The sequence below is a fragment of the Paenibacillus sp. NPDC058071 genome (assembly GCF_042885235.1).
In the GTDB taxonomy this organism is placed as follows: domain Bacteria; phylum Bacillota; class Bacilli; order Paenibacillales; family Paenibacillaceae; genus Pristimantibacillus.
On sequence record NZ_JBHVSK010000003.1, the window covers coordinates 149,775 to 174,417 of the forward strand.

The 24,643-nt window shown below is 54.3% G+C and carries 20 protein-coding genes; 4 read left to right on the forward strand and 16 right to left on the reverse strand.

Annotated elements, in window-relative coordinates; all coding sequences use genetic code 11:
* Positions 1-162: 162 nt before the first annotated feature.
* Together nagB and nagA are read left to right on the forward strand one after the other, a co-directional pair.
* On the forward strand, positions 163-891 hold the full coding sequence (gene nagB, locus ACFVTB_RS06170) for a glucosamine-6-phosphate deaminase (RefSeq protein ID WP_387746432.1): 729 nt from the start codon (positions 163-165) through the stop codon (positions 889-891).
* Positions 888-2,105 carry an N-acetylglucosamine-6-phosphate deacetylase gene (nagA, locus tag ACFVTB_RS06175; protein ID WP_387746434.1) on the forward strand — a complete coding sequence of 406 codons (1,218 nt, stop codon included), beginning with the start codon at positions 888-890 and terminating at the stop codon, positions 2,103-2,105. Before nagB ends, nagA begins: the two co-directional genes overlap by 4 nt.
* A 121-nt stretch (positions 2,106-2,226) precedes the next feature.
* On the opposite strand, the gene ACFVTB_RS06180 is transcribed toward nagA, so the two are convergent.
* From ACFVTB_RS06180 to citZ, 7 genes are all read right to left on the reverse strand, one after another.
* Positions 2,227-3,024, reverse strand: coding sequence for a DeoR/GlpR family DNA-binding transcription regulator (locus ACFVTB_RS06180; RefSeq protein ID WP_387746436.1), 798 nt, complete (start codon positions 3,022-3,024; stop codon positions 2,227-2,229).
* A 2-nt stretch (positions 3,025-3,026) separates the two neighbouring features.
* The gene (locus tag ACFVTB_RS06185) at positions 3,027-3,983 is read right to left on the reverse strand and encodes a sugar kinase (protein ID WP_387746438.1); all 957 of its coding nucleotides are present in this window, start codon (positions 3,981-3,983) and stop codon (positions 3,027-3,029) included.
* A gap of 27 nt (positions 3,984-4,010) precedes the next feature.
* The gene (locus ACFVTB_RS06190; RefSeq protein ID WP_387746440.1) at positions 4,011-4,430 is read right to left on the reverse strand and encodes a hypothetical protein; all 420 of its coding nucleotides are present in this window, start codon (positions 4,428-4,430) and stop codon (positions 4,011-4,013) included.
* Positions 4,431-4,520: 90 nt separating this feature from the next.
* Positions 4,521-6,692 (reverse strand): DNA helicase RecQ, encoded by a 2,172-nt coding sequence (recQ, locus tag ACFVTB_RS06195; protein ID WP_387746442.1) that lies wholly within the window; start codon positions 6,690-6,692, stop codon positions 4,521-4,523.
* 131 nt (positions 6,693-6,823) lie between these two features.
* On the reverse strand, positions 6,824-7,765 hold the full coding sequence (gene mdh / locus ACFVTB_RS06200) for a malate dehydrogenase (protein WP_387746444.1): 942 nt from the start codon (positions 7,763-7,765) through the stop codon (positions 6,824-6,826).
* A 28-nt stretch (positions 7,766-7,793) separates the two neighbouring features.
* Entirely contained in the window at positions 7,794-9,089 is a 1,296-nt protein-coding gene (gene icd, locus ACFVTB_RS06205; RefSeq protein ID WP_387746446.1) for an NADP-dependent isocitrate dehydrogenase, read from the reverse strand.
* A 128-nt stretch (positions 9,090-9,217) separates the two neighbouring features.
* Complete coding sequence (gene citZ / locus ACFVTB_RS06210; protein ID WP_387746448.1) at positions 9,218-10,333, reverse strand: citrate synthase; 1,116 nt, start codon at positions 10,331-10,333, stop codon at positions 9,218-9,220.
* A 477-nt stretch (positions 10,334-10,810) separates the two neighbouring features.
* On the opposite strand from citZ, the gene ACFVTB_RS06215 reads away from it, so the two are divergent.
* Positions 10,811-12,343 carry a Ppx/GppA phosphatase family protein gene (locus ACFVTB_RS06215; protein WP_387746450.1) on the forward strand — a complete coding sequence of 511 codons (1,533 nt, stop codon included), beginning with the start codon at positions 10,811-10,813 and terminating at the stop codon, positions 12,341-12,343.
* Here ACFVTB_RS06215 and ppk1 read toward each other — a convergent pair.
* From ppk1 to ACFVTB_RS06260, 9 genes are all read right to left on the reverse strand, one after another.
* Entirely contained in the window at positions 12,334-14,397 is a 2,064-nt protein-coding gene (gene ppk1 / locus ACFVTB_RS06220) for a polyphosphate kinase 1 (protein ID WP_387746452.1), read from the reverse strand. The two genes, ACFVTB_RS06215 and ppk1, sit on opposite strands and share 10 nt — an antisense overlap.
* 143 nt (positions 14,398-14,540) lie before the next feature.
* Positions 14,541-14,933 carry an FxsA family protein gene (locus ACFVTB_RS06225; protein ID WP_387746454.1) on the reverse strand — a complete coding sequence of 131 codons (393 nt, stop codon included), beginning with the start codon at positions 14,931-14,933 and terminating at the stop codon, positions 14,541-14,543.
* Positions 14,933-15,415 (reverse strand): acyl-CoA thioesterase, encoded by a 483-nt coding sequence (locus ACFVTB_RS06230; protein WP_387746456.1) that lies wholly within the window; start codon positions 15,413-15,415, stop codon positions 14,933-14,935. Before ACFVTB_RS06230 ends, ACFVTB_RS06225 begins: the two co-directional genes overlap by 1 nt.
* Positions 15,416-15,560: 145 nt before the next feature.
* Positions 15,561-17,315, reverse strand: coding sequence for a pyruvate kinase (gene pyk / locus ACFVTB_RS06235; RefSeq protein ID WP_387746458.1), 1,755 nt, complete (start codon positions 17,313-17,315; stop codon positions 15,561-15,563).
* A 116-nt stretch (positions 17,316-17,431) separates the two neighbouring features.
* Complete coding sequence (locus tag ACFVTB_RS06240) at positions 17,432-18,526, reverse strand: acetyl-CoA carboxylase carboxyltransferase subunit alpha (RefSeq protein ID WP_387746459.1); 1,095 nt, start codon at positions 18,524-18,526, stop codon at positions 17,432-17,434.
* On the reverse strand, positions 18,516-19,406 hold the full coding sequence (gene accD, locus ACFVTB_RS06245) for an acetyl-CoA carboxylase, carboxyltransferase subunit beta (protein ID WP_387746461.1): 891 nt from the start codon (positions 19,404-19,406) through the stop codon (positions 18,516-18,518). The genes ACFVTB_RS06240 and accD overlap by 11 nt, the downstream gene beginning before the upstream one ends.
* A 42-nt stretch (positions 19,407-19,448) precedes the next feature.
* On the reverse strand, positions 19,449-19,637 hold the full coding sequence (locus ACFVTB_RS06250) for a glutamate decarboxylase (protein ID WP_387746463.1): 189 nt from the start codon (positions 19,635-19,637) through the stop codon (positions 19,449-19,451).
* Positions 19,638-19,735: 98 nt separating this feature from the next.
* On the reverse strand, positions 19,736-20,230 hold the full coding sequence (locus ACFVTB_RS06255; RefSeq protein ID WP_387746465.1) for a phosphatidylglycerophosphatase A family protein: 495 nt from the start codon (positions 20,228-20,230) through the stop codon (positions 19,736-19,738).
* A gap of 206 nt (positions 20,231-20,436) precedes the next feature.
* Positions 20,437-24,189, reverse strand: coding sequence for a DNA polymerase III subunit alpha (locus tag ACFVTB_RS06260; RefSeq protein ID WP_387746467.1), 3,753 nt, complete (start codon positions 24,187-24,189; stop codon positions 20,437-20,439).
* A 127-nt stretch (positions 24,190-24,316) separates the two neighbouring features.
* On the opposite strand from ACFVTB_RS06260, the gene ACFVTB_RS06265 reads away from it, so the two are divergent.
* Positions 24,317-24,643 (forward strand): YtrH family sporulation protein, encoded by a 327-nt coding sequence (locus ACFVTB_RS06265; RefSeq protein ID WP_387746469.1) that lies wholly within the window; start codon positions 24,317-24,319, stop codon positions 24,641-24,643.

The following is a 24,643-nucleotide window of genomic DNA, read 5'->3' on the forward strand; positions in this document are numbered from 1 at the left end:
TTCATATTTTTGATTTTTTCAATCATTTTTATTGTTAGGATGAGTGTTATATCGTAAAATAGAATCAGAGTAAGGAAGTCAAAGCATGCAAAGTAAGACATCAATCCAAATCCAAAACCAAACTCCATTTTTCACACAATGGCTGCCTAGGAGGCCCCGACTATGGAAATCAAAATTTTTGACAGCAATGAACAACTAGATGCATTCGCCGCCGATTATCTCGTTAACATCGTCCGCGAGAAGCCAAATGCCGTGCTCGGACTCGCCACCGGATCGACACCGGTCGGCATTTATGCCAAAATAGTAGAGCAATACAAAAGCGGCGAAGTTTCGTTTAAAGACGCAACGACGTTTAATTTAGACGAATACGTCGGATTACAGTCCGACAATGATCAAAGCTATGCTTACTATATGAATGAGCACTTATTTTCTCATATCGATCTGCCTGCAAGCCGGGCTCATTTGCCTAACGGCATGGGCGAGCAGCTGGAAGCCGAATGCGAGAACTATGACCGGATGCTGCAAGCACAGCCCGTCGACGTGCAATTGCTCGGACTTGGCCACAACGGCCATATTGGCTTTAATGAACCGGATGGATCGCTCTCCGGCGGCACTCATGTCGTCAAACTGAAACAAGAGACGCTAGAAGCGAACGCTCGCTTCTTCGCCTCGATGGACGACGTTCCGAAGCAAGCTGTTACGATGGGCGTTGGATCGATATTGAAAGCAAACACGATACTGCTGGTGGTCAGAGGCGCGGACAAAGCGGACATTGTCAAGCAAGCGTTGACCGGACCGATTACGACGGAGGTACCGGCCTCGCTCCTGCAGACCCATGCCCGGGTCGTCGTGCTTCTCGACCTCGAAGCCGGAAGGAAGTTGGAACTATGAACGAAAGCGGCAATCAAACCGAACGCGATGAGCTGCTGATCGACAACGTTAAAATCGTACTCGAGCAGTCAGTCGTCGAAGGAGCCGTACGTGTGAAAAACGGGCGTATTGCAGAAATCATACCGGAGACAAATCGCTTGTCAGCGGCCGTAAAGCAAGCAGCGGCCGGGGCCGCTCGGATCGATGGCGAAGGCCAATGGCTGCTTCCCGGCTTCATTGATGTTCACGTTCACGGAGGAGCCGGCGGCGACTTCATGGATGCAAGCGCGGAAAGCTACGAAACGATTACGAAACTGCACGCTTCGCAAGGCACAACCGGTTTGCTGGCGACGACGGTCACCGCTTCAAAGGAAGCGATCGACAAGGTGCTGGAGGCGTCCAGCGCCTTCATGAACGTCGAAATGCCTTATGCGGCGCTGTATGGCGTCCATTTGGAAGGGCCTTTCCTATGCCTGAAATGGATCGGCGCGCAAAATCCCGCCTACCTTTCGCCGCCTCGTCTCGATTGGCTTCAGGAATGGCAGGAACGTTACCCCGGCTTAGTGAAGCTTGTCACGCTGGCTCCTGAAAATGAAGGAGCGCTTGAAGCGATTGAATGGATGGCAGCTAACGGCATTGTCGCGGCATGCGGTCATACCGACGCCTCCTTCGAAACGATGAACAAAGCGGCCGACGCAGGCTTATCGCATGCGGTTCATACGTATAATGCGATGCGTCCGCTTCATCATCGCGAACCGGGAACGGTCGGCGCAGTTCTGTCCGACGACCGGATTTGCGCGGAAATTATTGCTGACGGTCATCATGTTCATCCTGGCGCCATTCGGCTGCTGGCTTCCTCGAAGCCGGCTGACAAGCTCGTCCTCGTCTCTGATGCCATATCGGCCGCCGGTATGCCGGACGGGCAGTACGAGCTGGGCGGCTTGCCCGTCTTCGTGCAAGAAGGCGTTGCCCGACTGAAGGAAGGCAATCTGGCCGGCAGCAGTTTGACGATGATCCAAGCGTTTCGCTATATGACGGAGCACACCGACTTGTCCGTCATCGACGTCAGCCGCTGCGCCAGCGGCAATGCAGCCCGTCAATTGGGCTTGTCCGACATAACGGGCTCGATTGCCGAAGGTAAGCGCGCCGACCTCGTACTGGCAAGTCCAGATTTCAAAACCGTTTCGCGCACTTGGGTGAACGGCAAGCTGGTCTATGAAGCTTATACAAACTAATAGGCGGCTTTATAACTAATCAAATACAAAAAAAGGGCTTGCCCGGTTAATCGCTTATCAAAAGCTTTTAACCGGGCAAGCCCTTTTTAGTTGATCTAAGCGTCAAATGATGAATTTGACGCTATTTCGTTTGATCTGCTACGTGAATTTGGATACCCTGCTTATTAGCCGCTTCCTCTAATTCAGCAGGTACCGCGACGTCGGTAATGAATGCTTGCAGCTCCTCCAAGGAGGCGATGGAGAATAGCGACGTTTTGCCAACCTTCGTCTGATCGAACACCGCATAGGTGACATGGGATCGCTTAATCATCGCCTTGGCAATTTGCGCTTCCTGCTCGGAGTATGTCGTAATGCCTCCAGCCGCCGAAATGCCATCCACACCGATAAACATTTTGCCGATGTTCAGATGGGATACCATCCCTTCCCCTAGCGGTCCGCACAGTTCAAAGCTGTTATGACGCATAATTCCGCCCGTCACAACAACCTGAACTTCGCTTCCCGCCAGCTCCAGCGCAATATTGACCGCATTGGTAACAACGGTAATGCCGCTGCGATGCTTCAGCAGCTTCGCCAGCAAATAATTGGTCGTCCCGCCAGACAAGCCGATAACATCGCCTTCGTTAATCAAGGCAGCCGCTTTCGCGGCAATGCGTTCCTTCTCGAGATAAGACAAACCTTCCCGCTCCGCAAAACCGATATCGCGTACCGTATTCATGCCGTCGTACATCGCTCCGCCGATCGTTCGAATAATCGGATAGAGCGCCTCCATTTGCTCCAGGTCCCGTCTAGCCGTCGCCTCGGAGCAATCAAACCGTTCAACCATTTCTTGAATGGTAATGCGCCCTTGCTGTTTTAGAACCTGAAGTATCGCCTCTCGACGGCGCTGACCTTTCGATGCGGATACGCTTGCGTCTGCCATTGTTATCTCTCCACCCACGCTTTAGCCGACATTCTTTGTTCAACTGCGCTCCACTCTGGAAGCGCCTCCCAATCGCCGCGCATTTGCACAACCAAGGATCCGTTAATGCTGGCAAGCCCAACCGCTTCGGCCGGCGTCATGCCTTTCATTAATCCAGCGAGGAAGCCTGCACAGAAGCCGTCTCCAGCGCCGACGGTATCGACTACCTTCTCCGCCGGGTAGAACGGCACCGGCGTCTCCGTTCCGTTCTCCAGCACAACGGTCGTATCGCCGACCCCTTTAATGACCGTTACCGCTTTCAACTGCGTCAGCTTCGTCTTTACCTCTTCGTACGAATCGGTATCGTACAACAGCTTCAATTCATCCCAGCCGGGCAGAAAATAATCGGCCTGTTCGGCGAATGGTAGAAGCGTTTCACGAGCTTCCTCGATCGTCCAAAGCTTCAGGCGCAAATTCGGGTCGAAGCTGACTTTTACGCCGGCATCTTTCGCAATTTCGATCGCCCGCTTGACCGTTCTTCGGCAGCTGTCGCTCAGCGCTGCTGTAATACCGGTAACGTGGAGCAGCTTCGCTCCGCGAATATAATCCTCGTCCAGCTGCTCCGGCTCCATTCGGCTCGCTGCCGAATGCTTGCGGTAGTAGTGGACCGCCATGCGGCCAGCAACCGTTTCACGAAACATCATTCCTGTGGACGCTTCATCGCTTTGCGCAGCGCGGGATACATCGACCCCTTCGCCGCGCAGCGTTTTCAAAATCATTTTACCGAATGGATCATTGCCTAGTGCGCCGAACCAGCCGGCCGAGCCGCCGAGCCGCGCAATACCGATCGCCACGTTGCTCTCCGCTCCGCCAAAGCCTTGCTCAAGCACCGTTGCACGTTCCAATGCTTTGTGCTCCGGCGGCATGAATAAAGCCATGGATTCCCCAAACGTCACAATATCCGGTGATGACTGATGCACGATTTTCTCCCCCTGAGCTACTTATCCTTAGAATGTAAACTTCATAAAATAAAGAATCAGAATGTACACCAACAGGATAATAATGCTGAATACGCGAGTTTTCTTAATGTGCGAGGTTGCGCTTTGTCCTTCTTGAATCGAAGCGATGATTCGTTTCAGCGGCTTGGACATAATGCCGGAAAGTGCCGCAATAGCGAGGAACAGCACAGTAACAATAATCATCCAAGCGACTGCATAATCACTTTTCGACATCAAGTAGCCGCCTGTAAGCAGCTGCACGATCAAGAAATATTGCGCGATCCGGTTCGCCGACGACAAACCTTCCGCTAGTCCTTCCTGGCCAACGCCTGCAAGCTTCGATGCTTTGCCAATCATAATCGGCAGCACGACGTAGAAGCCCATGCCAACTGCGCCGAGTACGTGCAAAAACAACATAATTTCAGTCATGAAACTTACCTCCTAAATTAATTAATCTACCAAATAGTATACTAAATGAAAGCGGTAATTACAAAAGCGACTTCACAGCGGCAGCCGATTTTACAGTGTTTGCGGATCGTCCTTGAAACCGTATTTGGCGAGAACACCGTGAATCGCGAAGTAGTCGACCTCTTCCGGAAGCGCGTCCTTGATCGGGCGCAGCTTCGCCGCCCCCAGCTCCTTAACGGCCTCTACAATTCGACTCTCGTACTCCTCCGGAACAATACGGCTCCAATCAACTTCATGGCCTTCCTCCGCGCCGCGAATGATGTGGCCTTCGACCGTAACCCTGCTAAAGCCACGCGCTTCGGCAACCTCTTTCGTTGTAAGTCCTTCATTAAACAGCTTCAGCGATTGGAGATGGCTTGGCTCGCCGTTGTCTGCTTTGGCTGCGGCGGGCGGACGACGAACGAAACCGTTCCCGTCCTCATCCCGCTCAGCAGTTGCCGTTTCACCGGCATGCTCGGTGATAATCCGAAACAATTCAGAGCCATATTTCGCCGCCTTCGCCGCACCAATCCCTTTCGTCTGCAGCAGTTGTTCTTCGCTTCGGGGTGCAAGATCGGCCAGTTCCTTAAGCGTCGCGTCGAAGAACAGCATGAACGGCGGCACATTCTCGCGGGCGGCCGCCTCCTTCCGCCATGCCTTCAGCGCCTCGAACAGCGGCGCATTCGCCGCTCCTCCCGATGATGCTTGACGCTTAACGGTCGTCCGCAGCCGCTGCATGACTGTCGTTTTCCCTTCCAGCACCGGCAATGCTTCGGCAGTCAGCGAAACGGTCGGATATTGTCCCTCGCTCATGCGCAAATAGCCTTCTGCGACAAGCCAGTACAACCAATCGGCGATTTCCTTCTCCGGCCAGTTGCCGAACAAACCATAGGTCGACAGCCGGTCCAGACCGAATTCGATGACCCGTTTATCCCGGGAGCCCTTCAGTACTTTGGCGACCATTGTTACGCCGAAACGGCCCTTCATCCGGCCGACGCAGCTGAGCGCTTTTTGCGCTTCCGGCGTCCGATCGACCAACTCGCTTTTGTCGAGACAGCTGCTGCATTTGCCGCAAGGCTCTACGTCCTTCTCGCCAAAATAATCGACAATAAATTGTTGCAGGCAACGCTGCGTGCGGCTGTAATTCATCATCGTGTACAGCTTGCCCAGTTGAATGGACTTCCGTTCGTCACCGCCCATTCCCTGGTCTATCAGGAAACGCTGCACCTGCACGTCTTGCGGCTCGAACAGCAGCACGCATTCGCTTTCCTCGCCGTCGCGACCCGCGCGTCCGGCTTCCTGGTAATACGATTCGACGTCGCCAGGCATTTGCCAATGAACGACGAAGCGGACGTTCGGCTTATCGATGCCCATGCCGAATGCGTTCGTCGCCACCATTACGCGCAGCTCGTCAAATCGGAAGCGCTCCTGCGCCGAAGCCCGCTCGGCGTCGTTCATGCCGCCGTGATATTTCCCGGCAGCAATCCCTTTGCGCTGTAGAAGCTCCTCGACCTGCTCCGCTTCCTTCCGCGTCGCCGTATAGATAATACCCGACTGCTCTTCCCGCTCGGCAAGAAAACGTTGCAAAAATTGCTTCTTGTCCGTTCCGCTGACAACCGACAGCGATAGATTCGGACGGGCAAAGCCGGTCACAAATCGGCTCGGATTGCGCAGATCGAGCATCGCTGCAATATCGTCCGCTACCTCTTCCGTAGCAGTTGCCGTAAAAGCGGCGACTAGCGGACGATTCGCCAGCCGGCCGATCCAGCCGGCAAGCTGCCGGTAGCTGGGACGGAAATCATGACCCCATTGCGAAACGCAATGAGCTTCGTCAATCGCGATCAGAGGAATATTCATCTGCTCAGACAACGTCGCGAACATAGGAGCGTCAAGCCGCTCTGGGGCGACGTACAACAGCTTGTACTCGCCATTCAGCGCGTTGCGAAGCACGTCGCGGTATTCGGCGGCGCCAAGCGAGCTGTTCAAAAACGCCGCAGGCACGCCGAGACGGTTCAGCGTATCGACCTGATCCTTCATCAGCGAAATAAGCGGCGATATGACAAGCGAAGTACCCGGCAAAAGCAAGGACGGAATTTGATAGCAGACCGATTTCCCTCCGCCGGTCGGCAAAATGGCGAGCGTATCTCGCCCGTCCATAATACCGGCAATGATATTCTCCTGTCCGGGCCTAAACGTATCGTAGCCGTAGACCGACTTCAACAGCTCTCTCGCTTTTTGCAGCATCTTGCTCCCTCCATTTCTTTGTGCCGGAATTAAACAAGAAGGACCCTGGCAGCGTAGTGTCAGGGTCCTCCCAAACGAGTTCAATAAAAACGGATAACCGGCTTCACTTGCCAGCCGGTTATCCGTCCGGCTTACAGCTTCACAATTTCAATGACGCTGCGTACCGATTGTGCGGATTTGTCCAAAGACGCTTTCTCTTCCTCGGTCAAATCCAGTTCAAACACCTTCTCGATGCCGTCGCCGCCAAGAACGGCAGGCACGCCCATGAACAAGTTGTCATAGCCGTACTCGCCTTCCAGCAAGGCAATGACCGGAATGATGCGCTTCTTGTCTTTCAAAATCGCTTCAGCCATTTGCACAAGCGACGCCGCAGGCGCGTAATAGGCGCTGCCGTTGCCTAGCAGATTGACGATTTCGCCGCCGCCGACGCGAGCGCGTTGTACGATCGCTTCGATCCGGTCCGCGGGAATCAGCTTCTCGATCGGGATGCCTCCTACATTCGAATAACGAACGAGCGGCACCATGTCGTCGCCGTGGCCGCCGAGCACGAAGCCCCGTACGTCTTCTACGGATACGTTCAGCTCCTGTGCGATAAACGTACAGTAGCGCGCCGTGTCGAGGACGCCGGATTGGCCGATGACGCGATTTTTCGGAAAACCGAGCGTTTGGTAAGCCACGTAAGTCATGGCGTCTACCGGGTTGCTGAGAATGATAACATACGCGTTGGGGCTGGTCGCTTTGACGTTCTCGCAGACCGATTTCACAATGCCGGCATTCGTATTCACCAGATCGTCACGGCTCATGCCCGGCTTGCGGGCGATGCCTGCCGTAATGATGACGATGTCAGAATCTCTCGTATCCTCGTAATCGGACGTGCCGACGATGTTGGCGTCCACGCCTTGTACCGGAGTCGACTCCAGCATGTCGAGCGCTTTGCCCTTTGTCGGATTTTCGAGCTGCGGGATATCGACCAGAACGACGTCGCCCAATTCGCGCTGAGCTGCCATCAGTGCCGTAGTCGCGCCGGTAAATCCGGCGCCCACTACCGTTATTTTTCTGCGCTTGATTGCCATTGTCATCATCCTCCGCTGTGATTAGAAACTACATGTTTGTAATGACTTGGTCGGCGAACTCGGAGCATTTTACTTCTTTAGCGCCTTCCATCAGGCGTGCGAAGTCGTAAGTAACGGTTTTGTTGTTGATCGAAGCTTCCATGCCTTTGTAGATCAGGTCAGCCGCTTCTTGCCAGCCCAGATGCTCAAGCATCATAACGCCGGACAAAATAACGGAACCAGGGTTAACAACGTCTTTATCCGCATATTTAGGAGCCGTGCCGTGCGTCGCTTCGAAGATCGCATGGCCAGTCAGGTAGTTGATGTTCGCGCCTGGAGCGATACCGATGCCGCCTACTTGTGCAGCCAGAGCGTCCGACAGGTAGTCGCCGTTCAGGTTCAATGTCGCGATAACGTCGAAGTCCGTTGGACGAGTCAGAACTTGTTGCAGAGCGATATCGGCGATTGCGTCTTTTACGACGATTTTGCCAGCCGCTTCAGCTTCTTGCTGCGCTTTGTTAGCAGCTTCTGTGCCTTGTGCTTCTTTAATCGCGTCGTATTGTCCCCAAGTGAAGGTTTGATCGGCGAACTCTTGCTCAGCCACTTCATAACCCCAATTTTTGAACGCGCCTTCGGTGAATTTCATGATATTGCCTTTGTGAACGAGCGTAACGCTTTTCTTGCCGTGCTTGATTGCATATTCGATCGCTGCGCGCGCAAGACGTTTCGAGCCTTCAGCCGAAACTGGCTTAATGCCGATACCGGATGTTTCAGGGAAGCGGATTTTGTTAGCTCCCATTTCATTCTGCAGGAACTCGATTACTTTCTTCACTTCCGGAGTGCCTTCTTTGTACTCGATACCAGCATAGATGTCTTCCGTATTTTCACGGAAAATAACCATGTCTACGAGCTCAGGGCGTTTTACCGGGGAAGGTACGCCGTCGAAGTAACGAACCGGACGCAAGCAAGTGTACAGGTCAAGCTCTTGGCGAAGCGCAACGTTCAGGGAGCGGATACCGCCGCCGATTGGCGTCGTCAATGGACCTTTGATCGCTACGATGTACTCGCGGATTGCCGTCAGCGTGTCCGCAGGTAGCCATTCGCCGTATTCGTTGAACGCTTTTTCGCCTGCAAATACTTCGTACCAAGCGATTTTCTTGCTGCCGCTATAAGCTTTCTCTACAGCTGCGTCAAGCACGCGTTTCGAAGCGCGCCAGATGTCGCGGCCCGTTCCGTCGCCCTCGATGAAAGGAACGATAGGGTTATTCGGCACTTGAAGCACGCCGTTGTCGATTGTAATCTTTTCGCCTTCCGTTGGAAGAGCGTATTTTTCGAATTGTGGCATTTAATTTCCTCCTAAAGTTTGATAGAAATAGAATCAGTCTGGCGAGCGATGCCGGCGTATCGCCGCAGCCGCTCAGAAAAAGGAGAACGAACGCCTGTCCGTTCCCTTCCTTCTAACGATAACCTAGATTATACGCGTTCCGCAATCGGAATGTACTTCGCGTTAACCGGTCCGACGTAATCCGCGCGCGGACGGATCAGACGGTTGTTTTCATATTGCTCAAGAATGTGAGCGCTCCAGCCGGAAACGCGGCTGATCGCGAAGATCGGCGTGAACAGATCGCGAGGAATGCCAAGCGTCGTGTATACCGATGCCGAGTAGAAATCGACGTTCGGCTTCAAGCCTTTTTGACCTGTCACCAATTGTTCAATTTTAACCGACATTTCGTAAAGCTCCAAGTTGCCCGTCAGCTTGCCCAATTCTTGAGACATATGCTGCAAGTGCTTGGCGCGAGGATCGCCGCCTTTGTACACGCGGTGGCCGAAGCCCATAATTTTTTGTTTGTTAGCGAGAGCGTTGTTAATGTAGCTCTCCACGTTGCCGATCGAACCGATTTCCTCAAGCATAACCATAACCGCTTCGTTCGCTCCGCCGTGCAGCGGGCCTTTCAGTGCGCCGATTGCGGAAGTAACGCCAGAATAAATATCGGACAGCGTGCCGACTGTTACGCGCGCAGCGAAGGTCGAAGCATTCAGTTCGTGGTCGGCGTGCAGCACCAGTGCTTGATCAAGCGCTTTAACCGCTACTTGATCCGGATCTTGGCCGGTCAGCATGTAGAGGAAATTGTGGGCGATGGAAACGCCTTTCTTCGGAGCGACTGGCTCCTTGCCTTCGCGAATGCGGGCAAAAGCGGCAATAACTGCCGGCAGCTGTGCTTGCAGCTTGATCGCCTTCAATTGGTTCGCTTCAGGCGACATGTCGTTTGCCGACGGATCGTACAATGCGAGGCTCGATACGGCCGTGCGAAGCGCAGCCATCGAATTGGAGTTTTGCGGATACAGCTTGATTTGTTGAATGACTTGTTCCGGGATCGTTGCAAATTCGTCCAGCTGCTTTTGCAAGCCTTCCAGTTCAGCGTAAGTAGGCAGCTTGCCGTACCAGAGCAGGTAGGCTACTTCTTCGAATGTAGCGTTTTCGGCAAGATCATCGATATTAATACCGCGGTATGTGAGCACTCCGTCGATAATCGAACTGATCGACGAGGATGCGGCAACGATTCCTTCAAGACCTTTAGTAGCTGTCATCGTTATCTCTCCTTTATCGGGGTAATTATAGCACGTATAATTGGATCTCAAGTAAACATCTCCGCTATTAATCATAAATGATTTTGACAGGGATGTGAACAAAGCTGCACATAAAATTGCTTTATCGACGCCATAAACGATTTTTTATCGCAAATTAAATTTTTTTGTTGCGCATTCCTGCTCACAACCGAAATCAGTGTTTGACTTCAATATTAAGCACTGAAAAGCACTGATTTTTAAGATTGTGCCCGAATTCCCGCACGTTTGCGTCTCTCACCGTCAAAATCGCCTGAAATCGGCTGCCATGGTGCATTTTTCCCTATTCCTTCCCAAAATAATCATGACGGGAGAAATCGCTGTGCATCTCTCCGGACACGGCATTCCTCGCCTATCTAGCGATTTTGTGCAGCCTTTATGCTAAAATAGACGGAACATTACCAACCGGGCCATGGCCCCTATCAAGCGGAGGATCTACTTATGACGGAACATCGGATCGGCATTATCGATATCGGCTCCAACTCCGTTCGGCTCGTCGTATACGAGCGGACGTCGAACGGAGCCCATCGCGTCATCGACGGCAGCAAGCGCCCGGCCAGACTTAGCGAACGGATTGACGAGCAGGGCCGCCTGCCGGACGAAGCGCTGCAAGAGCTGCTGGAGACGATCAGCCATTTCCAGCTTATTTGCGCGCATAATCGCGTCGGACAAATCCGCGCGGTAGCGACGGCTGCCATTCGCAACGCGTCGAATCGCGACGACGTATTGGAGGCGATCCGCTCGGAGACGGGGATTGCAATTGAACTGCTGTCGGGCGAGCAGGAAGCGTCCTTCGGCTTTCTTGGCATGATTAATGCTATGGACGTGCAGGACGGCTTCTTGGTCGATATCGGGGGCGGCAGCACCGAAGTATCCCTCTTTCTGAAAAGAGAGCTCATCCATACCGTTTCCTTCCCCTTCGGCTGCGTCAGCTTGCAGCGCCGTTTCGCCGGCGAGGAGGAAGAGATCGGAGAGGAAGCGATGAAATCGCTGGAGCAGCTCGTGCTGCATGCGGCAAAAGCCGTTCCTTGGCTCTCCTCCCATCCGTCGCTGCCGCTCGTTGGCGTAGGCGGCACGGCGCGAGCTCTCGGCAAAATTCATCAGGCCGCGGCAAAGTATCCGTTTACGCAAACGCATAATTATCCGATTACAGGCGAGTCGGCCGAGGAGCTGTTTGCGGAATTGCACGGGACGCCGCTCGACAAGCGGAAGAAAGCGCCCGGCCTGTCCAAAGACAGAGCCGATGTCATCATTCCCGGACTTGCTGTCCTAAAGCTGCTGTACCGATTGCTGAAATCGTCTCATTATCGGATTTGCGGCGCAGGTCTGCGCGACGGGCTTTTCTACTCGACCCGCTTCCCAGGACGTCCGCGGCTATCGGATCCGCTCTCGTTCAGCTTGCAAAACATTAGCGCCCTGCATCCAGCCGCCCCGGTACAGCATGTCATGCAGGTCAATCGGCTGTCGCTGCAGTTATACGATGAGCTGCGGCCGGTCCATCTGCTCGCGAATCGGTCGCGTGTGCTGCTCGACGCTGCTTCCACTTTGTTCAGGATCGGCGCGTCCATCGATTACTACGACTACGCGAAGCATTCCTTTTATCTGATCGTCAATTCGCGCCTGAACGGCGTATCGCATCGCGAAATTTTAATGATCGCGGCCATCGCTTCCTACAAAAACAAAAGCCGGGTCCGCCAGCAGCTCTCGGAATATAAAGAACTGTTCGGCGAATCCGACTTCGACGTCGTCTATAAGCTGGGTTCGCTGCTCCAGCTGGCCGTCGCGCTGGACCGCAGCGAGACCGGCTCAATCGGCCGGCTGGAGACGTCTCACGCCGGCAGCCTGCTCGTACTGGATCCGGTTCGCAGCAGCGGCCCGCTGACGCTGGAGCGCCGGGAGGTCGACGGACTTGCTTCCGATTTCAAGAAGCTATGGGGACTTGTTCCGGCTTTAAGCGAGACCGATTACAGATAGCTCTTCCACTGCGGGATCGCTCTCGCCGCAAATTGGCTCCGGAACGGAAGCAATTCGTTCCGGACATGCGCATAAGTGCCATTCGGCTGGAGCTCCCGCGACTTCACGTTGTCATTCAGATTAAGCTGAAGCATATTGATAAGCGCTTTGCGCAAACCGCCGTCGAACACCGGACACATCAGCTCGATGCGGCGCGTCAAGTTCCGCGTCATCCAATCGGCGCTGGACAAGTAGACCTCTTCCTCGCCGTCGTTCAAGAAGTACATCACCCGGGCATGCTCGAGAAATCGGTCAACGATGCTTATGACCCGGATATTCGAGCTTCTGCCGGGTACGCCAGGACGAAGACAGCACACGCCCCGCACGATCAACTCAATCTTCACGCCAGCCTCGGACGCCTCGTACAACTTGTCGATCATTTCCTGATTAGATAACGAATTCATTTTCGCCACGATACGGGCGGGACGTCCCGCCAGCGCATTATCTCTTTCCCGGTCGATCAGCCGATACAACTTTTCTTTCAGATCTGTCGGCGCTACACCGAAAGCTTTCCAGTCATATGGAGAAGAGTAGCCCGTCACTTCGTTGAACAGCGCCGATGCATCGCCCCCTACAATTGGATGGGACGTAAACAAGCCGATATCCGTATACAAGTTCGCAGTACTGTCATTGTAGTTGCCCGTTCCGACATGCACGTAACGGCGCAGCGTGCCCTGCTCCCGCCGCACAACGAGCAATATTTTCGCATGCGTCTTCAACCCGACAAGACCGTACACGACGTGACAGCCGGCTTTCTCCAGCTGGCGCGCCCACGCGATGTTGCGCTCCTCATCGAATCTCGCCTTCAGCTCAACGACGACGGTTACCTGCTTACCCGATTCCGCGGCCTTGGACAGCGCCTGAACGAGGGCGGAATGCCCGCTTACACGATACAGCGTCATTTTGATCGCGAGCACGTCCTTATCGTAGGCCGCCTCCTGCACGAAATCGTTGACTGCCTCGAAAGATTCATATGGATGATAAAGCAGCACGTCCCGCTGACGGATCACTTCGAACATGTCGTCGTTTTCCTCGAACTCTTCCGGATAGACCGGCTCCAGCTTCTCATACCGCAAATTGTCGTAGCCCGGAATAGCTCCCGCGAATTTCATCAAAAAGCTGAGGTCGAGGGGACCATCGATTTCGATCAAATTATCCTCGATTTCAAGCTCTTCCTTCAATAGCTCTAAGGCGTAAGGATGCATGCCGCGCTCGATTTCCAACCGAACCGGGATGCCCCAGCGCCGTCTGCGCAGCTCCTTCTCGATCTCTGCCAGCAAATCCTCGGCATCGTCTTCGTTCAGCGTCAAATCGGCATTTCGCGTCAAACGGAATGGATGAACGGAGAATGGAATGTATCCGTTGAACAACGTATCGATGTATTGCTCGATCAAATCCTCTAGCAGCACGAATTCCGTCTTTTTACTGTTCATCCGCCCCGGTACCGGTACAAAACGAGGCAAGATCGACGGCACTTGGACGATCGCGAACAACGGCTCTTCGTCCGATAAGTCGTCCTCCCGCTTGAGCAGAACCGACAGATACAGCTCCTTCGTATGTACCAGCGGAAAAGGACGACTCTGGTCGACCGCCATCGGCGTCAGCACCGGAAAGACAATGTCGTTGAAATACTCGGACACCGCTTTATGTTGCGAGGCATTAAGCTCGTCGACCGTACGGATGACGATGCCCTCCTTCACCAATCCGCGCAAAACCTCGCGATACGTTTTATACTGGTCCTGTACCATCTGAGTTGTCCGTTTAATGAGCCTTTTCCACAATCCAGCCGGCGTATAGCCGGTAAAATCCATTTTCGTATACCCCGCGCGCAGCTGATCCTGAATGCCGGCCACTCGAACGCTCATAAACTCGTCCAGATTGCTGGAGACGATGGCAAGAAATTTTGCCCGCTCGAGCAGCGGATTGCCCGCGTCTTGCGCTTCCTGCAGCACTCTTCGATTAAATTCAATCCAACTGAGATCCCGGTTCACATAGTGGGACAGATGTTTGTTCATGAGCAAGAACCTCCTATTTTGCCCCTATTATGAAGGATGACTATTATTGGTATGTTAATGAATTGTAAATATGAAGTAAATATCTGTCGATTCAGTGACGGCTGAGGCTCCATTTCAAACAGCCGCGGAGCCGACGACGGGGGCTAGTACCTTCGAATCGTAAACGATCCGTTTCTCATCCGCTTTTCAATCCAGCGCAGCAGCAGCTGCCGGTAAAAAGGACGAGTCAGCGGCAGCAGCAGCGTAAGGCCGAATATGTCGCTGAAAAAACCGGGGATAAACAGCATAAGACCGCCAGCCAGCACGCATAAGCCGTCCAGCATTGAACGTCCCGGAATTTGACCAGCCTGCAGCTGACGCTGCGCCTCTACCCATACCTTGCGCCCTTCCGCCTGTGCCAAGTAAGCACCCAACAAACTAATCAGCACAATAAGCCAAAACGTCGTCCATCCGCCGAGCCGCTGGCCTACCTGTAAAATGCTCCACAGCTCCAATGCGGGAATAAGGACGACCGCCGCAATGATCCACTTTGCCATTAGTCACCCTCCTGCGCGATCGCTTGCAATAACGCGTACAGTTCCGGCATCCCTTTATCTAGTCGTGCCGGACGGAACTTCTCATTTACCCAAACATGCCTTGTACCGCCGGAAGTCAGCTTCTCCCCCGGCAAAAGCTGCTCTTGCTCATACCAGCCGGCCTGCCAGTCTTGTTCCTCCGTCCTTCTCACCTGCGATTCGAAAGCAATTCGAACTGGCGAAAATTCGGAAATTCTTGTGCAGACGACAACTTTATCGTCGTAGCGGGCGGGCAGCCCATAGCTGCAAGTGAGATCCACGACCGGGAGCAGCAGCCCGCTTCGTTCGATTGTTTTGTAGTCGGTGCCGGCTGCTCGAATCAGCTCCGTACGCCCAATTTCAAACCAGGTTAAATAGTTGCCGTGAAAGACGACGCCCATCTGGTCGGTTTCTTGATACCTGACGCGCAGCGGATGCGCAAACCATTTCGATTGCCCTGCCATTCCTTTCATCCTTCCCGTTATTCGCCCTGCTTATCGTACGCTCCTCTTCCCGAAAAAAGCCGGTAAGTGTGCCAAAAGCGAAGGCATATGTGATCGCCCTCGCTTTTTGAAGCTCTACCGCTAAGGTAGAGAATATCCAGTTTTATTACATAACCTTCGATTGGCCGGAGTAAATGACGCCAGTCTCGCCGTAAAGCGTTACTTCCGTACCGTCTTTCAACAGCGAAGTCGCATCGGCGATGCCCAGAATAACCGGAATGCCGAGTGCGATGCCGCAAACCGCCGCATGGCTCGTAATGCCGCCTTGCTCGGTAATAACTGCAGCAGCCTTCTCGAAAGCAGGCATAAATTCGCGGTCGGTCGAGACCGTTACAAGAATGTCTCCTGCGCCAACTTTAGCGTTTGCTTCTTCAGGCGTGCGCGCTACAACGACTTTGCCAGTCGCCGTTTGACTGCCGATGCCTTGGCCTTGCGCCAACAGCTCGCCGATATGATGAATTTTGATCAGGTTCGTCGTTCCGGAGCGGCCAACAGGCACGCCTGCCGTAATAACGATCGTATCGCCCAAGCTGATCATACCCGTGCTTTGAGCGCCGTCTACTGCAATTTCCACCATCTCGTCAGTCGTTTTCGCATTGGCGCCAAGCACCGGCGTTACGCCCCAAATAAGCGCCAGACGCTTCATGACCTTGACATCGTTCGTCACGGCGATAATCGGCGATTTTGGACGATATTTGGAAACCATGCGGGCAGTAAAGCCGCTTTGCGTCGAAGTAACGATCGCTTTCGCACTCAGATCAAGCGCGGAATTCGCAACCGCCTGGCTGATCGCTTCCGTCACTGTCGTTTGCTGTGCGTTCGCTTGCTTTTGGAAAATCTCGCGGTACTCAAGTCCCGCTTCAGCGCGCTCTGCAATACGAGCCATCGTTTGTACCGATTCTACCGGATATTTGCCGGCAGCTGTTTCGCCCGAAAGCATGATCGCATCCGTGCCGTCGAAAATCGCATTCGCCACGTCACTCGCTTCGGCGCGAGTCGGACGCGGGTTGCGCTGCATCGAATCGAGCATTTGCGTTGCTGTAATAACCGGCTTGCCTGCGCGATTACACTTTGCGATCATTTCTTTTTGCACAAGAGGCACTTCTTCAGCTGGAATCTCAACGCCCAGGTCGCCGCGGGCAACCATCAGGCCGTCGGATACTTCCAAAATTTCATCGAGATTGTCTACGCCTTGCTGGTTCTCGATTTTAGAAATAATTTGAATGTGACCTGCGTTGTGACGCTCCAGCAGCTCACGAATTTCCAAGACGTCGCTCGCTTTGCGGACAAAGGATGCAGCGATGAAATCGATGCCTTGTCCAATGCCGAAAATGATGTCGTTAGCGTCTTTTTCAGTAATGCCTGGAAGCGAAATATTCACGCCAGGTACGTTAACGCCCTTCTTGCTCTTGATCGGGCCGCTGTTAACGATGCGGCACAAAATCTCGGTGCCGTTAACTTCTTCAACCGTCAGGCCGATCAAGCCGTCGTCGATCAGAATCGTCGAACCGACCGACACGTCGCTCGGCAGATTGCTGTACGTTACCGGAATGCGAGTGCTGTCGCCTTGAATTTCTTCCGTCGTCAGCGTAATCGTCTCGCCTTGCACGAGTTCGATTGGTTCCTCTTTGAGCTTGCCGAGACGAATTTCAGGGCCTTTCGTATCGAGCAGAACCGCAACAGACGTGCCCAGCTCTTCGTTCGCCAGTTTAATGTTTTTGATCCGGTTGCCGTGCTCTTCGAAATCGCCGTGCGAGAAGTTAAGACGCGCGACGTTCATGCCGGCTTTAATCAGTTTTTTCGTATTTTCCAGCGATTCGCTGGATGGTCCGATTGTACATACAATTTTCGTTTTGCGCATGATTGATTTCCTCCGTTAAATGCCAACTGGTCATTCTGAAATTAAATTACACGATTCCTGCAAGGTTGTACAGCACAATGTGGACGGGTTACCGCTCTTCCTGCCGTTCCGCTTGGTTAAGCTTTGGCGGATTCCGCCGTTTCCGCTTGATCGGCAGGAGCGTCTGCTTGTTCAGACTGCTCCGCATGCCCGGTCAATTTTTCTTCGTCCGCAGCCGCTGCATCCCCGGCGATTGCCGGATTCTCAGCCTGCCGCTGTTCGAATTTGCCGATCTTGCGGAATTTATCGTAACGGTCCTCGATCAACTGCTCGGCTGTCATCGGCAGAAGATCCTGTAAATGCTGCCACAGCTTCTCCTTCATTCGCTCCGCGGTAAACTCCAAGTCGCGGTGCGCGCCGCCCTGAGGCTCCGAAATAATATCCTCGATAACCTCGAATTCGAGCAGATCTTTGGCCGTAATTTTCATCGCTTCGGCCGCTATGTCCGCCTTCGACGCATCCTTCCATAGAATGGAGGCCGCGCCGTTCGGCGAAATAGCGGAATAGATGGCGTTCTCCAGCATCAAGACGCGGTTGCCAACGCCGAGCGCGAGCGCGCCGCCGCTTCCTCCCTCGCCGATGACGATGCAGACAATCGGCACGCCAAAGCCGGCCATTTCCCGAAGATTGCGAGCAATTGCCTCCGACTGGTTGCGTTCCTCAGCCGTATTGCCGGGATAGGCGCCTTTCGTATCGATAAACGTAATAATCGGCCGGTTGAACTTATTCGCCTGCTGCATGAGACGCAGCGCCTTACGGAAGCCTTCCGGATGGGGGCTGCCGAAGAAGCGGGCGATATTGTCCTTCGTATCCTTGCCGCGCTGATGGCCGATAACCGTAACCGGCAAGCCATTCAGCTTGGCCAGTCCGCCTACGATCGCCAGATCGTCTGCAAACAGCCGATCGCCGTGAAGCTCCATGAAATCGGTAAATATCGCCTGAATGAAATCAAGCGACGTCGGGCGCTGCTGATGACGAGCGACATGCATCTTTTGCGCAGGCGTCAGCTCGCTGTACAGCTCTTCTTCAAGCTGTCTGCAGCGCTCCTCCAGACGCAAAATTTCTTCCGTGAAGTCCATGCCGTTGTTCTCGGCAAGCGTCTTGAGCGTCGTAATTTTGTCGCGCAATTCACTGATTGGCTTCTCGAACGGCAGCTTTTGATCACCCGCCATGGGACAATCCCTCCCTTACGGTATGCATATCGAGCAGCTTGGCCAATGTCTGGCGCAGATCTTTGCGATGTACAATCATATCGAGCTGACCGTGCTGCATGTTGAACTCCGCCGTCTGGAAGTTGTCCGGCAGCTTCTGGCGAATCGTTTGCTCGATGACGATCCGTCCGGCAAAGCCGACAAGAGCGCCAGGCTCGGCCAAATTGTAATCGCCAAGGCTCGCAAAGCTAGCCGATACCCCGCCCATCGTCGGGTCGGTCATAACGGAGATAAAGAGTCCGCCGTCGCCTTGAAATTTCGCCAAGGCGGCGCTCGTTTTTGCCATTTGCATTAAACTGAGTATGCTCTCCTGCATGCGCGCGCCGCCGGAGGTGGAGAATATAACGAGCGGAAGCTTCTTGGCGTGGGCCGCTTCGATGGCGCGAGTAATTTTCTCGCCAACTACCGAACCCATGCTGCCGCTGAAAAAGTCAAAGCTCATGACGCAGACGACAACCGGAAAACCGCTAATCTCGCCGTCGCCTGTAACGACAGCCTCGTTCATATTCGGATGCTTGTCGAGCTGCTGCTTCAGTTTTTTCGCATAATCGGGGAAATTAAGAGGATCGACCGACGCGAGATCCGCGTCGTATTCATATAAACGCCCGTCATCAAGCGTCATCCCGATGCGCTCCCACGCGTTCAACCGGTAATGATGCCCGCAGGACGAGCACACCTTCAAATTTTTATCCAATTCCTTGCTGTAATGAATCGTGCCGCATTTGGAGCACTTGTTCATCAGGCCCTCGGGAATGTCCCTTTTTGGGCGCTCCGGTGCCGCTTGGGACGCCGATGGAATGGTTGCATATTTCTTTTTAGAAAACAAATCCTTTATTTGCACAATGTGACACCTCTCAAGGCGCAATTGACATACGGCCGTCCGCTACGATTGGATAATGGAATTGAAGACTTCCTGCACTTCTTCCAATTCGCCCGACGGAACCAATATCTCATATTGCTGTTTAGACAGATTGACAGGACGGATCTTAACGAGAAAGCCTTCCTCTGTTAGCCGCTTCTTGATGTTCTCTGCGATTTTAGCGGTTGGTGCGATGTAAATGACCGTCCACATTATGGTACCCCCTGAAAACGTTGCGCCGAGCCCGTCCGCGGCATAAACGGCGGACGAGCGTCGGCAACAGGCCATATGATGTCATCATGATACCATAGTCATAGGGATTCCGGCAAATCAAACGTTGCCGCTTTCGGGTCCTGATGGGCAATTCTGGCCGAAGCCGCCGCCGCCAGTCCCGCAACCAAATCGTCGAGAAAAACATGAATGCTCTTGCCCTTCTCATTCAGCCGGCGGATAATGCCCGGCTTCACTTTATCCAGATAGCCGAAGCTCGTAAGTCCGATCATCCCGTAAACGTTCGTAATGCCGAGCGCGAGCGTCTCGTCGACGCCGTAAAGCGACTCGTCCGTCTCCATGATCGCCTGCAGCGGCTCGGGTAGCTGCTTTTTCTCGGCCAGCTCGTCAAGCGCGATTCCCGTAAATAGGACATACTGCACTTCCCGCTTGGCCAGCACGGCAAGCACGCTTTCTCGGCACTCCTCTATCCGCAATTGCGAATTGTAAGGACTTTGCAGCGAATAGACGATCTCCGCAATATCCTCCACCTTTACCCCGCGGCGCAGCAGCCAATTCTCGATTCCCTTTGTCATGTCCATTCCTCCCGCATGCTTGTACGCCAGCTTCAATTGGCCGTCAGGGGAAAAATAAGCCTCGGCGCAGATGCCGGCCGAAGCTGAATTTTCCGCTTGTATCCCTAAATGTATGCGGGAAAAGGCCCGCTCGTGCATACGAAATGACAAGCGGGCCTAAAAAGTTGGACAAACGCCGCCGTGAGCGGATCAAGGCGCTTATCGTATTATCGGACGACTGCGCTGCCCGGTCCGAGCAATCGCTCGATCGCTTCAAACAGCTTCGGCGAAGGCTTTACTCTATATTGTTCGCTAAGCGCGATTGACTTTTGGCTTCGTTCATAAAAGAGTACCACATCGAGCTGTCCTTGGTGACCGGCCAGCAGCTGCTGCAATTGCTCAAGCGCTCCTGTCCGCTCGTTGGGCTCAGCGATTTTGATATAGACCCTCTGGCGCTTGCGCTGCCCGCTTCCATCGGAAGCAGGCGCTGCTGGACGATCCGACGTTGCAGCATTCGCCGATGCCAATTCTGTCACCCCCGTACCCACGCCTACAGCTGCAGCCGCAGGCGCATCCGCTGCTTTCCCGCTGCCAGTTCGCTCGCGCTCCGGCTGTCCGGCCGAGGCGAGATCGCGCCCTTGCGTCCGCTGTCCCGGCGGTCGAGCCGAAGGTAGCCGGCCGCTTCTGGCCTGCGCCTGTTTTCGAAGCCTTCTCGCCGATTCTCCGGCGGCTTCGTATTGACCCGATTCCAATTCGACCGCATCCTCGACGATCAGCTTGAAATCTTCATCCTGATGCTGCACCGTGGCCTGGACAACAATCAGTCCGCCTTTCTGAAGCTTCTCCGACACCCGCTTCCATACCGTCGGAAACACGACTGCTTCGACGCGCATAATGCGATCCTCCAGCTCCAGAAAGCCCATCGCATTGCCTTTTTTATTCGTAAACGGCTTAAGCGAAACGATCCGCACGCAGGCAACGGCCGGCGCGCCTTCCGTCGCCTCCGCCAAATCGACGAGTCGGTCGAGTCCGAACGGCTCGAGCGCCTCCTCGGCTTCGTCCAACGGATGACCGGATAAGTACAAGCCAAGCAGTTCCCTTTCCAGCTCTAGCTGCTCGCCGATTGTATATTGCCGAATATTGGGCAGCTCGACGTCCCAATTTTGCACCTCTTCGAAGCCGAACAGCTCGATTTGCAGCTCTTCCCGTTCCTTCCGCCATTTCTGCGCCGCTTCGACCGTCTCTTCGAGAGCCGCCAGCAATTGAGCACGATGGCCTGCAAGCGAGTCGAACGCTCCCGCTTGAATGAGCGACTCCAGCACGCGTTTGTTCACGACGCGCAGATCGACGCGCCTGCACAAGTCGAGCAAGCTGTCGAATGACTTCGCCGCCCGTTCGACCTTGAGCGCTTCAATCGCCTGCGTGCCGACATTTTTAATCGCAGCCAGTCCGAAGCGGACAGCTCCCTCAACCGGCGTAAACGTTACGCCGCTTTCATTGACATCCGGCGGCAGAACCGCAATGCCCATACGCCGGCATTCGTCGACATATTCCGCTGTCTTCCGCTGATTGCCTGTAACCGAAGCGAGCATCGAAGCCATGAACGGAACCGGATAGTTCGCCTTTAGCCAGGCCGTCTGAAACGCGAGCACGCCATAAGCGGCGGCATGCGCTCTAGGAAATCCGTAATCGGCGAACCGGACGATCATATCGTATACGTTGTTCGCATCTGCCGACGAGTAGCCTTGCCCAAGCGAGCCTTCCACGAAATGAGAGCGCTGCTCATCCAGCACCTCGCGCTTCTTCTTGGACACCGCTCTGCGCAGCAAATCCGCTTCTCCGAGCGAGAAGCCTGCCATCGCCGAAGCGATTTGCATAATTTGCTCCTGATAGACAATAATGCCATAGGTGTCAGCAAGAATCGGTTCCAGTGAAGGATGCGGATACTCGACCAGTATGTCGCCGTGCTTGCCTTGAATATACTTCGGTATGAACTCCATCGGACCCGGCCGATAGAGCGCCAGCACCGAGACGATATCTTCGAACTCCGTCGGTTTGAGCTCTTTCAAGACACGCCGGACGCCTGTCGATTCCAATTGGAAAATGCCCGTCGTTTCCCCGCGTCCAAGCATCGCGTACGTCGCAGGATCATTGTCAGGCACGCGGCGGAAATCGATTTCCCGCCCCTGCTGCTCCTTCACCCAAGCCAGCGTTCTCTCTAGGATGGAAAGCGTGCGCAGCCCGAGGAAATCCATCTTCAGCAAGCCGATCGATTCCAAATGCTCCATCGGATACTGCGTCAGCACAGAGCGCTCCCCGCCCGATTGCAGCGGCACATAATCGGTCAATGGACCGCCGGATAAGACGACGCCGGCGGCGTGCGTCGAAGCGTGGCGCGGCATGCCCTCAACCTTCAGTGCCATTTGCAGCATCGCTGCCGTCTTCGGCTGCCGCTCGGCCGCCTCACGCAGCCCGTCGCTTTGCCGCATCGCCTGCGTAAGCGTAATGCCGAGCTGATTCGGAATGAGCTTGGCCGCCCGATCGACTTCGGCGAAAGGCACGTTCATCGCTCGCCCGACATCCCGCACGGCTGCCTTGGCAGCCATCGTGCCGAACGTAATAATTTGCGCGACATGCTCGTCGCCGTATTTGCCTGCGACATATGCGATGACCTCGTCGCGCCGTTCGTCGTTGAAATCGATATCGATATCGGGCATCGTAATCCGCTCCGGGTTCAGAAACCGTTCGAAGAGCAGCTTGTATTTGATCGGATCGACATCCGTAATGTTCAACGTGTACGCAACCAAGCTCCCCGCCGACGATCCCCTTCCCGGGCCTGTCCGGATGCCGTGATCATGCGCAAAGCGCACGAAATCCCAGACGATCAGAAAATAATCGCTAAATCCCATCCGGTCGATGACCGAAAGCTCATAGGAAAGCCTTTCCTCCGCGCGGCTGCGGAAATCGGAGCCGTCCGTCCATTCCGGCAGCGCGGCATATCTCGCGTTCAAGCCGCGGTGGCACAGCTCCGCCAAATAATCGGCAGAGGACATTCCGTCCGGTACCGGACGGAATACCGGAAGCGCCGCTTTTCCGAACGCCAGATCAAGCGAGCAATCCTCCGCAATGGCGGCCGTATTGGCGATCGCCTCTGGTACATGACGGAACAAGCGCTCCATCTCTTCACCGTTCTTCATGTACAGCTGATCGGTCTGCATGCGGAGCCGGTCCGTCTCGTCGACCGTCTTGCCGGTCCCGATGCAGAGCAGCACATCCTGCACCTCCGCGTCAGCTGCCGTCAAATAGTGGACGTCGTTCGTTGCGGCGAGCGAAATGCCAGTCTTGCGCGACAGCTCAATCATTTTTCCCGCAACCTTCTTCTGATCCAGCATTCCGTGATCCTGCAGCTCCAAATAAAAGTCGCGGCCGAAAATCGCCTGGTAACGAAGCGCGGCGGCATGCGCCTCTTCGTCCCGGTCATGAAGCAAGTGCTGAGAAATTTCACCATGCAGACAGGAGCTTAAGCAGACAAGCCCTTCTGCATGCGCGGCAAGCGTCTCTGGATCGATGCGCGGCTTATAATGAAATCCTTCCAAATGGCCGATCGAGCAAAGCTTCATCAAATTGCGGTAGCCCGTCTCGTTCTTCGCCAGCAAAATCAAATGATAGATAGGGTTCTCTTTACGCGTGCCTTTATCGAATCGCGATCCTGCCGTATAGTACATCTCGCAGCCAATGATCGGCTTAATGCCATGCTCCTGGCATGCTTGATAAAAAGGGACTGCTCCATACATTACGCCATGATCAGTTAACGCGAGCGCCTTCATCCCTTGCTCGGCCGCCTTCGCCGCCAAATCGCGTATGCGGGCCGCGCCGTCCAGCAAGCTGTACTCGCTATGGACATGCAAATGGACAAAAGATGACGAACCTCCCTTGCCGTTTCCTGTGCTGTTGCCGCTGTCATTCAGGCTGCCGTTCATCCGCGCTCTCCTCCCCGTCCAATCTCTTTCTCTTATTTTATCATAATAGCCGCCGTACCGCCCATAGAATGGAATAGGAGCCGGACAGGCTTAAGTATCGCCATTCCACAGGTCAGGGGTGCTTGCATTGAATTATTATTTGGCAAAAGCGGGACTCGATTTCTTCATCGCTTTCGGCGTCGTCATCGGCGGAGCCGTACTGGCGGGCATCGGATCGGTCTTTATGCTGCTCCCGCCCGCTTCCATGATGGTTAGCACCGCATCCAATCTGAAGATTTGGGCGATCGTCGCAGCTGTCGGCGGCTCGATCGATCCGATTCGCGTCATTGAAAGCAATATTGTTGACGGCCATCTGTCGCCCGTAGCGATTCAAATCGCCTATATCGGCACCGCTTTTCTAGGCGCACATGCAGGAACCGAGCTCGTGAAGCTTATTTGCAAAGGAACGGTCTAG